The 14,257-nt window shown below is 61.6% G+C and carries 14 protein-coding genes; all 14 read right to left on the bottom strand.

From position 1 onward, the window contains the following. Positions 1 to 13: 13 nt before the first annotated feature. Positions 14 to 2,635: a DEAD/DEAH box helicase gene (locus ACGYLX_RS17910; protein WP_084353841.1), complete on the bottom strand. Its 2,622-nt coding sequence runs from the start codon at positions 2,633 to 2,635 to the stop codon at positions 14 to 16. Next, positions 2,632 to 3,489, bottom strand: coding sequence for a DUF1837 domain-containing protein (locus tag ACGYLX_RS17905; protein ID WP_235859527.1), 858 nt, complete (start codon positions 3,487 to 3,489; stop codon positions 2,632 to 2,634). The genes ACGYLX_RS17910 and ACGYLX_RS17905 overlap by 4 nt, the downstream gene beginning before the upstream one ends. Before the next feature lie 348 nt (positions 3,490 to 3,837). Beyond that, the gene (gene virB11, locus ACGYLX_RS17900) at positions 3,838 to 4,833 is read right to left on the bottom strand and encodes a P-type DNA transfer ATPase VirB11 (protein ID WP_007120616.1); all 996 of its coding nucleotides are present in this window, start codon (positions 4,831 to 4,833) and stop codon (positions 3,838 to 3,840) included. Between the two features lie 82 nt (positions 4,834 to 4,915). Then, positions 4,916 to 6,358 (bottom strand): TrbI/VirB10 family protein, encoded by a 1,443-nt coding sequence (locus ACGYLX_RS17895; protein WP_007120615.1) that lies wholly within the window; start codon positions 6,356 to 6,358, stop codon positions 4,916 to 4,918. A 2-nt stretch (positions 6,359 to 6,360) separates the two neighbouring features. Beyond that, positions 6,361 to 7,083, bottom strand: coding sequence for a TrbG/VirB9 family P-type conjugative transfer protein (locus tag ACGYLX_RS17890; RefSeq protein WP_007120614.1), 723 nt, complete (start codon positions 7,081 to 7,083; stop codon positions 6,361 to 6,363). A gap of 5 nt (positions 7,084 to 7,088) precedes the next feature. After that, a complete protein-coding gene (locus tag ACGYLX_RS17885; protein WP_007120613.1) occupies positions 7,089 to 7,769 on the bottom strand; it encodes a virB8 family protein in 681 nt (226 codons plus the stop codon). 17 nt (positions 7,770 to 7,786) lie between these two features. Continuing rightward, positions 7,787 to 8,800: a type IV secretion system protein gene (locus ACGYLX_RS17880; RefSeq protein ID WP_007120612.1), complete on the bottom strand. Its 1,014-nt coding sequence runs from the start codon at positions 8,798 to 8,800 to the stop codon at positions 7,787 to 7,789. Further along, complete coding sequence (locus ACGYLX_RS17875; protein WP_007120611.1) at positions 8,801 to 9,226, bottom strand: hypothetical protein; 426 nt, start codon at positions 9,224 to 9,226, stop codon at positions 8,801 to 8,803. A gap of 8 nt (positions 9,227 to 9,234) precedes the next feature. Continuing rightward, positions 9,235 to 10,002 carry a type IV secretion system protein gene (locus tag ACGYLX_RS17870; protein ID WP_007120610.1) on the bottom strand — a complete coding sequence of 256 codons (768 nt, stop codon included), beginning with the start codon at positions 10,000 to 10,002 and terminating at the stop codon, positions 9,235 to 9,237. After that, positions 9,999 to 11,111 carry a lytic transglycosylase domain-containing protein gene (locus ACGYLX_RS17865; RefSeq protein ID WP_007120609.1) on the bottom strand — a complete coding sequence of 371 codons (1,113 nt, stop codon included), beginning with the start codon at positions 11,109 to 11,111 and terminating at the stop codon, positions 9,999 to 10,001. The genes ACGYLX_RS17870 and ACGYLX_RS17865 overlap by 4 nt, the downstream gene beginning before the upstream one ends. Continuing rightward, entirely contained in the window at positions 11,108 to 11,317 is a 210-nt protein-coding gene (locus ACGYLX_RS17860) for a hypothetical protein (protein WP_007120608.1), read from the bottom strand. Before ACGYLX_RS17860 ends, ACGYLX_RS17865 begins: the two co-directional genes overlap by 4 nt. Continuing rightward, complete coding sequence (locus ACGYLX_RS17855; RefSeq protein ID WP_007120607.1) at positions 11,314 to 13,707, bottom strand: type IV secretion system protein B4; 2,394 nt, start codon at positions 13,705 to 13,707, stop codon at positions 11,314 to 11,316. Before ACGYLX_RS17855 ends, ACGYLX_RS17860 begins: the two co-directional genes overlap by 4 nt. Beyond that, complete coding sequence (locus tag ACGYLX_RS17850) at positions 13,682 to 13,960, bottom strand: type IV secretion system protein VirB3 (RefSeq protein ID WP_038070148.1); 279 nt, start codon at positions 13,958 to 13,960, stop codon at positions 13,682 to 13,684. The genes ACGYLX_RS17855 and ACGYLX_RS17850 overlap by 26 nt, the downstream gene beginning before the upstream one ends. A gap of 15 nt (positions 13,961 to 13,975) precedes the next feature. Further along, positions 13,976 to 14,257: a TrbC/VirB2 family protein gene (locus ACGYLX_RS17845; protein WP_007120605.1), complete on the bottom strand. Its 282-nt coding sequence runs from the start codon at positions 14,255 to 14,257 to the stop codon at positions 13,976 to 13,978.

The following is a 14,257-nucleotide window of genomic DNA, read 5'->3' as shown; positions in this document are numbered from 1 at the left end:
CTTCCTCTCTACTCTATTCGCTGAATTCGTGGCCCGCTTCCGGATCATCAAGGCCCGATACCTGCAGCGTTTCCCTGACGATAAGGTTAGGCAGGTCCATCCCGGCGAAATTCGGGCCATGCTGATTAATCCAGGCCAGGCAACCTTCCTTGTCCAGATCGTCGCGCGCAATCTTCTCATACAAGGCCACCGCAGACATGCGGGAAAGCCCTAGTTCCATTAATGAGAGAAGCGTGATGCTGGAGACGCCAAACTCAAGCGCTATCCCGATGTCAAAGTCTTCATCAATCAGGTCCTCGCGCTCGGCTTCAGTCAAGAACAGGCGGAGGACATCCATATAGGCGGAAATATACTTCGGTGCCTTGAATCTTGCTGTCTCTTCCACCATGCTCATCGTTTCGCGAATGAGCACTGGAAGCTTGAACGATCTGTTGTTTCGTTGCTGATACTCTATACGCTTCCTGATAATTGCAGCCAAAGACAATCCTTTCAGCCACTCGACAACCACGAGCGCGTGCAGGGGAATGAGACTGTCTGGCAGGAAGACAGGATACAAATTTGCGTTAATCCGTCGCATGACGGTGACGTACCTGTCGTACGCATCGACGCTTTCCGAAGGCGCGAGCAGCAGATTTTCGATATTGCCTTCGTACTTTCGAAAAGCTTCCAGCAAACGCTGCAGGCCCACCGCGCTGACGCCTGGATGTCTTACTAGAACATCCTGCGTAATATTGATCAGCGCCGAAATACCTTCGAGGCTTCTATCGAGTTTCCGGAGCGCATCTGGAGAATGCCGTTTCGCAAATGCGGCATCGGAAAGCGTACCAAGACGAATATATGTATTGAGGAGGTAAGCCCCGACCTGTTCGAATTCTTCGCCTTGCGCAAGATCGGCCAAAGAGTCGATGTTTCTGTTCTCAAGATACGCAGCCAGTTCATCGGTGGAAGATATAACGACGTCAGTTTCTCTCTTGATCGGGTAGCGTGAGCGCTTCGGCACGCCGACGGGCCATGCTTTTTCATCCTTTGGATCGATACAGATAATATTGCCTTGGAATTCGTTTCCCCAGCGACCGGCCCGTCCCGCGAGGTTCCAGAAGTCGTGCGGCTCCATCGGGTTCCCACGGCCCTTCCGGGGACCGCGCACAACGATGGTCCTGCAAGAGAGATTTACTCCTTCAATCAGCGTCGAGGTGCAGGCAAGAAATCTTATCTTGCCGTCGCGGAACAGCCTCTCAACCTCGGTGCGGATGAGAGAGGGCATGTTTCCATAGTGAAAAGCGACACCACGTTCGACCAGCGGCGCGAGCTGATAATTACGGTGGACCCCTTTGCGGGCCAGATCAGCCAGGTCCAGCAATTCCTGATCATCTGTCTTCTCCGAGCCTTCCAACTGGCTGATAAGGAGCGCGACGTCCTCCGCTTCAGCCGCGCCGTTGCAGTAAACCAGTGTGCCGCCGCGACCGCCTGCCGCCGCTGCGATAAACGCCAGCCTTTTTTTCAGGCCCGCAGGCTTGTTTGACAGTTTAAGCGTGCCCAGTGGTATGGGTGAATCGCCCCAGACAAGGTCCAGCGACCACTCCTTGGGCTTCCGAGGCACTTGCTCGGCTAGGATCACGTTCTGCAGAACGGTTGGCATATCGGTATTGACCGACGTTTTCGGCATATCGTTCGGCGCATCCTCAAGCAGTTCTCCGGGATTTTGTGTCGAAGGACTTACAAACACGACCTTCATCATCGGGTTCTGCCGAGACACCCGCTCGATTGCATCCTGCAGTATTACACCACGCTGATTGTCTCCGATCTTGTGCGCTTCATCAACAATGAGAAGGTCTACACTGAAGTCCTCCCCGAGAAGATTGACAAGCAGGTGCAAACGCTCCTGCGTGAATACGAAGACGGCTTTCTTGTCTCCCGTCGTAGATGAGAAATAAACTTCCGTCAGCGGTAGCGACGTGATCTCGATGCCGGTGTCCGACTGACATAGCTCCTTCAGACTGAGTTCAATCTCACTCACCAAAGCCCGGGTTGGGGCAAGGTAAACGGCGATCTTTGTCTTGCTCGTGCGAACGTGATCGAGCAGCCACTGCAAAACGAGGTAAGTTTTTCCGGACGCGGTTGGCGCGGACGCTGAAAGCCAGCCGGCGCCGGAAGAGGCGCCCGCCCATAGTTCTTTCTGAAAATCGTTGACGCCTATCCATTTTCCGCTCGATTCAAGGAGTATCGAGTCCTCGAAACGTCTTCTGTTGGCTTCAAGGCGCATCGACACGCCCAGTCTGCCCTCAAGATCGGGAGCGATCCGGTTTCGCAGTATTGCCAGCTCGACGGACCTGCGATTGGACAGCTTTTCGAGGAGGACAGCCCCCGCATCCCGCACTTCCGGCGAAGTTTCGAGTGTGACGGCAGCGGTTGCGATCCGCAGCGCCGCCTCCTGATGCGTTCGTTCGGTTGATCTGGCCAAAAGGCTTCCGGCCAAAAGAAGCTGCTGCCAGTCAAAGCTCTTCTTTGGGTCAGCGGATTCATGGATTGCGTCCAGATTTGTTATCTCAGTCGCCACTGTGATCTGAGTCAACCTGATAATATCATCACGAAGCGCCTCACCCGACAGCCAATCAAAGAGTTCGGTATCTTTCATTTCTTAATACCCAGCGCCTTAAGGAACGATGCGCGAAACCCATCCGCCGAAGGCACTGGCACACAGAAAAACTGAATGTCGAATTTGTCGAGTTTCTCCACCGATAGTCTGTTCTTTACATTCTTCACCCATTTTTCCATTTCGTCATTCGCCGCCTTCAGGATGTCCTCCCCGATGCCTTTTGCATCATCTTTCGGATAGAAATCCGCATCGAAGGCGATAAGCGCGATCCCGCAATATTCGACCCTGTTCGATAGCGGTGAGGTTCGGTCGAAATATTTCCGGAATGCGGCCGTAAGTTCCGGATCACTGAGATCGGCTTTGTCGCTGAGGAGCACGAGATCCCGCTCGCGATCAGCGCCTTCGTGGTCCGTCTCCACGAGGAAAGGGGCAAGTGATGAAAGGCAATCTCTTATGGCCGCTGTAGGGTCGCCATACACCTTTGACTCGCCCCAGAAAAGTTTGAGAAGGCCGTTTTCGTTTACGGAAGCATAGACGCCGTCCGCACCATGATAGTGCATGTGAGAGTCGGTCTTAAGGTCCATCTTACAGAGCACCTGAGGAACCTTGAGAAAGCGCTCTGCGAGTAGGAAGAGCAGCATCTCGCCGCCTTCGCCAGTATTGGCAAGGTCCGTAAAAGTGCCGATTGCCTCGTGGTGCAGGGCTGCAACCGCGCTTCCGGACTTGAATCTGGCGTCCCGCGCCCGCGCATCATCCAACCGCGATTTCGGGACGGCATAATCGATAATTGAGTTGCGCATAAATTCCGCAAGACGCTCCGGCTTGACGCGTCCGTTCCCATCCACAGTCAGGCAATGACAGTGGAGACGGGCCACGCAATCTTTCAAGAGCACGTCCCGTTTAACAAGCTGGAGATGAACACCCAACTCTTCTGGATCGCCCGAAACTATATTAACCAAATCTTCTGGAAGTACTTGAGTCAGTGGTCGCCTCCTTTCGTTTTAGGGTGGTTGTGCCGACCCCGCTGCTGCTCGCATAGAGAGTATCATACGTAATTCAAATAGTTAGGTTTTTCTTCGCGCTGCGGTCAAAGAAATTGTGCGATACTCCTTCAACGCCCCAAGGTCCGGAGTGTCACCGCTGCCCGTTGATAATACGTCAGCTGTCTCCTTTTGGCGTGAACGCTACACTTCGCCTTGCGGAAGTTCAGTTCAGCGTTGCAAACGGCTGCATCGCGCCGTCTATGTCGGTAGTTTTCTCGACCCCGGCAGATAGAACTCCGTAATCCCCCGCTTCCCCTCGGCCCGCCCGAGCTGGACGATCACATCGATGGATTTCCGGATGTATTCCCGAACCTCGGCAAAGGTCAGTGGTGTGCCGGCCTGCAGCACCATGATCGCCAGTCGATCGATTGCGAGTTCTGCGGTTTCCGCGTGGATGGTGGAAACCGACCCGCCATGGCCGGTGTTGATGGCCTCGAGGTAGGTCAGGGCCTCGGCACCGCGCAGCTCGCCGACGATGATCCGGTCAGGTCGCATACGGAGGGAGGCTTGAAGGAGAGCGTTGGCGCTGCGTTGCGAACCGGCACCGCGGTCGGCAAGGAGGGCGACGGTGTTGGGCTGGCCGGGGAAGAGCTCAAAAGCGTCTTCGATGGTGATCAGCCGCTCGTGCTCGCTCACATGGGTCAGGAGGTGGCGGGCGAACGTGGTCTTCCCGGTCGAGGTGCCGCCGCTGATCAGGACGTTGAGCCGCGCCTCGACCAGAGTCTGCAGCGCGGCCTCAAGGTTCTCCTCCGCTAGACTGGCGATGTTTTTCATCTTCTCCGCGCGGAGGGCGTCGAGCGAGACGGCCTTGCCGAAGAGATAAGCCGGGGCGTAGTCCCTAATGCTGCCAGAGGCGAAGAGGCGAATGGTGATCGAGGCACCGCGATCGATGGCGGGCGGCACGGCGACCTGGACCCGAAGCGGGCGGCCCGCATATTCCACCTTGCCGGAGACGAGGGGGTTCTTTTCAGAGACGCGGGCCTTGGCATCGCCGACGATGGTCTGGGCCATGTTGAGGGCTGTGGTCCGATCCACGGTCTGACCTTCGTGGCGCATGCTGGCATCCCCCGCGACCTCGAGCCAGACCTTGCCGTCGGGGTTGATCGCGATCTCGACCACGTCGTCACGCCGCAGGAGATCGCGGAACGGGTCGAGATAACGCTCGAGGTATGAGGCTGGCGAGGCCTGATCCATCAATTCGGTGATTCCGGTAATATTGAACCTGGTTTCGCTGCCTCTCGCCTGCGGCTCGAACGCGAAACCTGATGCTTCTTTTTCATTGTGAACCGGAACCCCCGTAGATCACCACATCCCGGTCCACGAGCACGGTGACCGAGGCGCCCTGATCGACATAGATCGTCGGCGCGATCGAGACCTGATCGGCGATGACCGACCCGACAGCGTCCTGCAGGTCGCTGCTGACATCGCCCAGGACAATGCTTGTCGTCTCGTTGTTGGCACTCTCCGCCGCCACGGCAGGCGCCGCCCCGATCACGGAAATCAGCGCCGCCCCGCCGAAGCGCTCGGCAAACTTGGTGTCGACGAGACCAGTGAGGCCCGAGCGGCCAAGCTGGTCGCCGCCCACAGCGGCGATTTCCATCGAGGTGCCGTCCGGGGTCAGGACGCGGGTCCAAAGGATCAGGATGCGCTTCTGGTGCATTTCGATCCCGGAGCGGTATTGGCCAAAAAGGCGGGAGCCCCGGGGGATCAGGATCCGGTCTCCGGAAAACGCCAGCACCGGCTCGGAGACCACCGCGACAACGGAGCCGGGCAGATCGCTGTTAATAGCGGTTTGCAGCGCCGCCTGGATGACGGATCCTTGGGTCAGCGTGCGTTCGGGATGGATGAGGCGGGCGGCCTCCTGCACCTCGAGCGGTCGCGCACTCTGCAAGAACTGCTCGTTGCCCGAGAGGGCCGGTCCACTTGCGCCAGCGGCGGCAGGATCGGCCACCGCCGCGCCACTCGCACCACCACGTGGACCGTCCGCATAGACCACGGCGGGGGATTTGATCTGGGCAGTCAGAAGCTCCTCGGCGATGCGTTCGGCCTCGCGCAGACGCTGCTCCTCTTCCTGACGCCGGCGTTGTTCGAGAAGGCGCTGATCGGCGATCACCCCTTCGCGATCGAGCTCGGCCTCAAGCCCCTCGCGCTGCGCCCGTTCGGCATCGAGCATGGCCTGCAGCCCCTCGATGCGAGTCTCGGTCTGGCGTTGGAGGTTTGCCAGCTCGGTTTCCTTTGCGGCGAGCGTTGCTTCGAGCGCGGCCTTTTGCTCGTCGAAGGCCTCGCGCAGGTCCGCGACAGCGGATTGGATTTCCGAGTTGCGGGCAGCCTGGCTGGCGGCGAGGGCTTCGCGGAGCTTGGCGATTTCGGCCAGCACCTCGGCGCTCGGTTCCGGGGCAGGGGCGGCGGGCACGTCGAGCGCTTCCTCGACGGCGATCAGTGCGTCATTGACCCGTTGCTCGGTCTCGTCGGGCGGAAACTTCAGCCGCCCGCCGGAGCCGGGGCGGCGGTCCTGAAAGGTCTCGACATCGGAGGTCTCAAGCGCACTGTCACCTTCCTGCAGACCGGTGGCCAGAAAATACGCGACCCCGGCCCCGCCAAGGGCGAGGGCGGCCGCGAGCGCGCCGACCCCGAGGCTGTTTCCGCGGGGCTTGGACTTGCCGCGCTGGCTGAACTGGTCGAGACGGTCCTGAAGGTCGGGAGGGGTTTGTTCGGCCATGGTCAGTTGCTCACGTAGATGGCGCTCTCGTCGCGCCAGGCGCAGATCGCCTCATCGCCGATACGCAGCGACCAGTAGGTGTTCACCCCAAGCACCCGGACCGTGTTGCCTTGCTGGGTCCAGTTGACCGTGCGCTCACGGCCCTGGTCATCGGCCTTGAAGAGGGCGGGCTGGCGACCGTTTTCCGGGATGACGAAGTAGGTATAGCGCCCGTCGTCATAGATATGGCTGGGGCGGAAATCACCTTCGCCCGAGACGCGGTAGTTGTAGTTGCGGGGCGCCTCAAAGCCTTTGGGCTGGGTAGCCGCCGTCGCTCGACGTTCCTCATCGGGGTAGCGGAAGCGGACTTCGAAGAACATGCCGGTGCGGTTCGGGATCGAGCCTTCGCGCAGGTGGAAGGAATAGGTGCGTCGGTTGGTGATCACCGTCATGTTGGTGGAGGCATTGGCCACATGCGGTTTGATGGTCAGCACATTGCCAAGCTCTGGGATCGGATCGACCTGGAAGCTTTCGGTGTCGCCGACGATCACGGCCTCGAAGCGCTCGCCCGCCCCGAAATGGATCGTGGTCGAATGCCTCAGATCGGTTTCGATCCGATAGACCTGGTTTTCACTATAGACGGCGGTGCGGATGCGGATGTCGAGCGGGCCGCCTTGCGGCGTGGCCTCGGCGTTTGCGGCAACAGGAAGGGCAAGCGCCAGGAAAAGCGCGGGCAGAGATTTCATCTTGGTCAGTTCTCCAGAGTCTCGGCGTCGACGCGGTAGGAGGTCACCACGAAGCCCAAGGGGTTGGCCCAGACGTCCTGAAGGCGCTGGCGGGTTTCAGGTTGGAAGTCATAACCAACGGTAGCGACATAGGACCGGGTGACGGTGCGGGTGTCGCGGGGACGGCGCAGCGTGCGGGTGAAGCGGACCTGGGCCACGCCGCGCTCGATCTGGTTCACGGACTTGATCACCACCTCGATCTTGGCGTCGCGGCCATAGACGGTGATCGGGTAGTCTTCGTTGGTCGAGGACCAGAGATCGCGCAGCGTGCGGGCGGCATCGCCATCGGAACGGTTGAGCACCGAGTTGATACGCTGCTCGCCATCGGTCAGGTCATAGGTTTCCCGATCATCGACATAGGCCACGAGATTGGCCTGGATGATGGCGTCGCTCTCGGAAAGCGTCAGCGCCTGTACGGCGGCGACCCGGTCCATCTCTCCGGTTTCCTTGTCGACCACGACGACGAAGGTCTCGGTCGATTTGAGTGGAAAGAGGCTCGCGCCCGCGACCATGCCGGCAACACCAACCAGCACGCCTGCCGCCGCAACGAACCAGGCGAAACGCTCACGCCGTCTTGGCCCGTAGATGAAATCCGCCTCGAAAGCGTCGCGGTCAGGCGCGGAGGAACTGGTCACAAGCTTCTTCAAAGTCGTCGTCTTTCACATCAGGGTTTGCGGAAGGCCTTGGCGGCGGAGAGAAGCGCGCCGGGGCTTTGCCGGATCAGCTCGCCGGTCTTCACCACACCCGCATTGGCCATCTGGTTCAGCTCATGCGGGGACTTGCCGGTGACGAGGCGCGAGGTTGCGCCCGCGCCATACTCCCGTGTGTTCACGAACCCCTGGCGCGCAAGGCCCGTGAGACCGACGGCATTGGACGCGATGCCGACGACACCGGTGAGATTGGAGGCGATGTAGGGCACCGAGGCCATGATCCCGGCGCTGAGGATCAGAATGACGAGGAAGGGCAGGATCAGGCTGACGGTTTCGACATCGCCCGGATCGGCGGAGGCGTCCCCGATCGCTTCGGCGATGGCGACGATGATGCCCGCGGCGCCTGCTGCGGCGACCGGCATGAGCGCGTAGCCAATGGTGGCGCGGGTCCAGGCCTCGAAGAGGGACTGGGTCGGTTTGAACAGCGAGGTCACGATCATGAAGGGGGCGATGACGATCATCAGCGCGAAGACGATGCGGGCGAAGGCGATGATCCCTGCGGTGACGGCGGCGAAGACGGCGGAGAGGACGAAGAAGATGGCACCCAGAACCGCGCCGAAGACCCAGCCCGCGCGGTCGCCGATCGTATCGCCATAGGCGGTGATGCGGGCGACCATATTGTCGAGGCTCTCATAGACCCCTGCCTCGTCGCCCGAGCCGGTAAGCGCCAGGATCGAGGCGCCCACGGAGTCGGGCACGCGCGTGACGATGTCATAGATGACGCTGAAATTATCCCAACTCTGCGCGAAGATCCCGACCAGGGCCACTTTCATCCCGAAGGCAAACCCGGTTCCGAAGGGCAGGGGGCGGAGCTGCATGACCGCGTTGATCCCGAGGAGCACGACAAGGAGCGTCGCGCCCGCCGAGATGACATTACCGACCGAGGCCGCCGAGGAGATAAAGCCGTCCTGCGCCACGGTGTTCACCGCGGCGTCGACTTGGCCAAGGATGTCGCGAATGACCCCCATTTACTCCGCACAGGCCTCCACAACTTGCGCCTCGAGCGCGTCCGCCTTGGCGTAGAGCTCGAGCACGTTGAAGGGCAGGCGCGGGTTGTCCGAGGTCTGGAACCGGGGCAGGGCGGCAAGCGCCTGATCCCAGGCGAACTGATCCAGCAGGCAGGTGCAGGTTTCCGAAGCGAGCGCCTCTTCGGCAATCAGGATGCGCAAGATCGCGCGGTAGCCATTGCGCAGATAGGCGGTTTCGGCCAGATCGGTAGGGGGTTTCGGAACACGACATTCATCCGTTTGATCCCGCGCGATGGCCATCGAGTTGAAGGGCGTGTCGCCGGAAGGGTTCGTGCTCGGGGTCTGGGCCGACGCAGCATTGTGCAGGATGCTCAAGACAAGGGCGGCGAGACCGAGCGCCCGGCCTGGAGCCAAGCTGCGGGTCATGGTTTGCCTCATGGATCCACCGCCATCGAGCGGAACTTGCGCTCATCCGCGAGGGTCGCGGCATCGACAACGCCAAGCTGGCCGGCACTCACGCCTTGCGCCGCTTCCAGCCGCCAAATCTGGGTCAGGATGATGCCAAGCTCGGCGGTGACGCGGGTGTTGAGATCGACGGCAGCCTTCAGCCCGTCCTGATCGTCGATGAGCCCGACCATGGTCTCGAGCCGCTCAAGGCTTTGGCCCGCTTCTTCGTGGCTTTCCTGTGCCGCGACGGAGAGCATGGCGCTGGCCCCGGCGGAAGCGGCGATGCGGTTATCGGCGGGCTCATCCGAGCCAGAAAGCGTGCTCAGGCGTTCCGAAGTAAACCCGCTGCCCGAAAGCACCCGTTCGACCGAGGCCGAGAGTTCTGCACCCGGATTGAAGCCGCTGAGAAAATCGCCGCTTGCCAGCGATTGTGCGGTATTGAGGGGCGCCACCAGCTTGCCGCGCAGCGCTCGGAATTCTTCGACCGTGGCGAAGAGTTCTCCGAGCCCGCTGCCTTCAATGAGCGAGGTCAGTTGCGCCTCGAGGTTCGTGAGCTGCGAGAGCTGGGTTTCCAGTTCCAGCCGCATTGTGGCGAGCTGCTGCATCTGGACATTCAGGTCCTCGGCCATGTGTTCGAGCTGCGCCACGAGTTGACCAAGCTGCGAGCCATCAAAGGTTGGGACGCCCTGGGCCGTTGCGGGCGAGGTAAACCCGAGTGTGGCGACCGCGGCCACGGTCAGGAGAAGCTGTCTCATTCGGGAACTCCCATCTGCATGAAGTCGCGCTCCGCCAACCGGTCTGCGACGAGGTGCTGCGCATAGACCGCCTCGCGCTGCTGGTTGGCGGCCATCAGCCGGACGCGAAGGTTGAGGATGCGGCCAATCTCGGCCTTGGCGTAGGTGTTGAGTTCCCAGGCCGCCTTGGCATTGGGTTGCGCATCGATCTGCAGGATGATCGCGCGGAGGCGGTTGATCACTTGCTCGGTCGTTGCCGAACTGTCGGCGGCGTAATAGACGCCCGCCTCGGAGATGCTGGCATATTCGGCGAGCGCAAAATCCGAGGGCGAGAGCGTGCCAAGCGCGTCGGCACCGCCCACCACAGCGAGGTATTCGTTGTAGAATTTCGAGATGTTGCGCACATAGCCTTGGGTCTCGGCAAAGGGCGGCACGCCCCCGTATTCGATGACCCGACCCGGCCCCGCGTTATAGGCCGCGAGCGCATGGGGTATGTTGCCGAAGCGGTTGAGCTGGGTGGTGATATAGCGCGCGCCGCCGCGGAGGTTGTCTTTCACGTCATAGCGGTCGACGCCGAGATCGGAGGCGGTGCCAGGCATGAGCTGGGTCAGGCCATAAGCCCCGACCGGGCTTTCAGCGGCGACGTTGAAGCGACTCTCCTGTTTAATCAGAGCCTGGAAGAGGCAGCGCCACTGGGTGGCCGAGAGACCGGCGCGGGCCACACCGGGCGCGCCTGCGAACTCGCCGGCGACCTCGACGATCATCATCTCGACCGTCTCGCGGCCCTCGCCGAAGAGGCGGCTGTTCATCGGGCTTGGATCGGTATTGGGATAGACCGCCGCCACCCCGAAATCCGCATTGCCCTCGAGCGCACGGATGTCGAAGCCAGGCCCGGTAATGGCAGCGGTCATTTCCTCGAGGACGCGCAGCTGGTCGGCCTGCACATCCGCCAGCGTGGACTCGGTCCGATCCTTGTCCTGCTGGACGCTTAGATCCTCGGCCAATGCCCTCACCCGGGCGATGGCGCGACCGATCGCGGAATTGTCCTGTGTCGGCACGCCCTGGGCATGCGCAGGCAGGGCGCTGAGGCCGAGGCAGAGCCCGGCGGATATGATCGCGGCGCGGCTCATTCCGAACGGGGCAGGGGCTCGAAGGTGCAGTCAGGCTTGGCCGTCTCCTGCACCGGTGCGCCCATGGTCGAGAAGGACAGGGCGGACCGCGTCACTTGCGGCTCGCCATTGCGTCCGAAACAGGGCGAGGTTTTCTCGGTGTATTTCTCGCAAGCGGAAAGAAGGCTCGCGGCGGCGCAAAGCGCGAGGAGGGGTTTCGAACTCATATCACATGTCTCCAGAAATCGGGATTGGCGCGCCAATCGGCAGGCACGCGGGCCTCGCCAGTGGCGCCGCCGCCAAGGATGGGAAGGAGGTCGCCAAGTGCGGAGAGATCGGCATCGACGAAGACGCTGTCGCCCGCCGAGCGGATAAGCGCGATGCGCTGGCCGATGGTCGGCTGCACGAGAAGGGCAGCCTCCTTGGCGTTGACGCGGAGAAAATCGTAATCGGAGACGGTGGCGCGATCGTTCGGGAAGAGGATCTGCGTCGGCACCGTCTCGACGATGGTTTTGCCGACGCGGCTGTCGCGCAACTGGCTCGGATACTGCGTCATCATGATGACGACGCAGTTCATCTTGCGAAGCGTCACCAGCCAGTTTTCCAGCCGCGCCCCGAAATACGGATCGTCCAAGAGCTTCCACGCTTCGTCGAGCACGATGATGGTGGGACGGCGGTCTTCGACCACGCGTTCGATCTGGCGGAAGATGTAGGAGAGTACCGCCATGCGCTCGGTCGTCATGTCGAGGATCTCGGTCATATCAAACCCGACGATGTCGCCCGTGAGCTTGAGGCCCGCGCCGCGCTCGGGCTCGTCGAACACCCAGCCATAGCGCCCGCCGGGGGCCCATTCGGCAACGCGGGATTGCAGCTCGCCATCATCATCGAGTGACTGGAACAGGGTCTCGAAACTGGCGAAACGCTGCAGCGCCGCCCCCGCATCGGCGTTCTGGCCGACCGCGCTTTGGATATGGCGGGATTGCTCGCCCGAGAGCGTGCCATTCCGTGTGAGAAGTGTCGCAAGCCAGTCCGAGAGCCAGGCGCGGCCGCGCTCGTCGGTTTCGGTGGCGAGCGGGTTCAGACCTGTCGGCACGCCAGCCCGGATTTCGTTATAGCGCCCGCCGAGGGCGCGCACGGCCATCTCCAGGCCGCGATCCTTGTCGAAGAAGAAAAGCCGTGCGCCGACCCGCTGCGCCTGCGCTGCGAGAAAGGCAGTGGTGAGCGTCTTGCCGGTCCCGGTGCGCCCCAGAACCAGCGTATGGCCAACGGTCGGTTCCTTGCCTGGGGCTCCCGCCTCGTGGAAATTGAAGCGATAACCAGAGGTGCCGACCGTGGGCAGGACCGAAATGGTCTGACCCCAGGGCGACTGATCAGGACCGCGTCCTTCGACGCTACCATGCAGAGCTGCGAAGTCGGCGAAATTGATGGAGGAAATCGGCGTCTTGCGAGCGCGGTAGCCGAAATTGCCGGGGGATTGTGCGAAGTAGGTGGCTTTCAGCGCCATGTTCTCGCGCACGATGACGGACATGATCTCCTGACCCACGCGTTTGATCTGGGCGGCGGCCCGTTCGAGCGTGTCGCGGTCCGGCGCGTAGACCGCGATGGAGAGGTGATGGTCCCCGAAGGCGATGCGTCCTGCCTCCTGGTCGTCGGCAGCCTGGCCCAATTGTTCGCGCAGGGAGACGGCCGCATCGTCGGAGGCCTGCATCTGGCGGATGATGCGCTGGATGCGTTCGGCCATGATGTTGTTCGGGATCGGGCTGAAGGAGTTCGTGAGCACGATGTCGAGCGGCAGGTCGAGCGCGTCGAGCAGCGTCACATCGGTCAATGCCGGGTAGGTCTTCATCGAAAAGAGCGCGCCGTATTTGACCCGCCCAGTCACGGCGTCGGTCAGGGTGACGACGTCGCCGTCGAAGGTCGCGCGGCAATTGCTCAAAATATGTGAAAGAGGCAGAGCGCTTTGTCCGAAGGCTATGGGGGAGAAGCTGCCCGCGTTCAGCGTGTTTAGATAGCCCAGCCATTCACCACCCGTGCGGGTCAGGCGCACAGGGTTGGCCGAAGACAGAGCCACCTCGAAAAAGCCCATGACCTCGTTCAGCTCCTGCAGGCGCGTCGCGCGGTCCTTGACCCAGGCTTTGCGGGCCAGCGTCCGAAGGAATGGAATGCGCGCGGAGATATCGGGGCGCCGGATCACGCTGAGATAGAGTTGGCGCTTGGCCGGGCGCAGGTCTTTCACATGGGCCTGCCAGCGGGCATCTATCGCGGCGGCGAAGCTGTCGCCCTCGATGGGGCGCATCCCCAGATCCTGTGGCACGGAGATGCGGTGGATGTAAAAGCCGAAGGCATTGCCGGTCTGGGCGACGATGGCGGCAACCGCGCGCTTGAGCGCATCGAGCCGTGCGTCTTCGCTGGTCATCGGGTTCAGACCATCAAGGCGCAGGGTCGCCATCAGATCGCCCTCGCGCAGCACCATCACATCGTCATCGGCAAGCGCGAAATACGGCAGGTGATCAGCGAGATAGCTCTCCCGCGCGAACTCCCCGCCGCCAGCCTGAAGCAGAGCGGTTCCGTGAGTGGAAAGTGTGCCCGCATCAAGCGCCAAAGCTGTCGCCTCCATGCAGGGCGCGGTTCTTCGTCGGGCGCACCGAGCCGTAGGAAACGCGCAGGACCTCGAAGAAATGCGGCTCGCGGTCGGCGACGAACCAGAGGATCGGATAGGCGACGAGGCCGATCAGGAAGAAGACCATGGACTTGGTCCAGATGAACGGCAGAACGACCCCGGTCGCCAGCACCACGAGGTATCCGACAGGGAGGCCCAGATACTTGGGCGGTCGGGCGAGGCCCAGAAAAAGGGGGGATCGTTCTGCCAACTCTATTCTCCAACCTCAGGAGAAGCCGTCGACGATGGTGCCGGCCGAGAAGATCAGCACGATCCCGATGATGACCGAGGCGAACCAGCCCCAGTTCAGCCGCCCCATCATGCACATGAAACCAGTGCCGATGACGGCGAGTGTGGCAACCGCGATCCCAATCGGACCGGTCAGCGCGGCCTCGACGGTTTCCAGCATGGTCTGGATCGGCGACAAGTCCTGCGCGAAGGCAGGGCTTGCGAGAGCCGCCAAGGTTGTGGTGGCAGGCAAGAGGCGGCTGAGGCGATGTCGAAGCAT

This window comes from Sulfitobacter sp. 1A13496, from assembly GCF_043557225.1.
Taxonomy (GTDB): domain Bacteria; phylum Pseudomonadota; class Alphaproteobacteria; order Rhodobacterales; family Rhodobacteraceae; genus Sulfitobacter; species Sulfitobacter faviae.
This window is presented reverse-complemented; position numbering and strand designations above follow the sequence as displayed.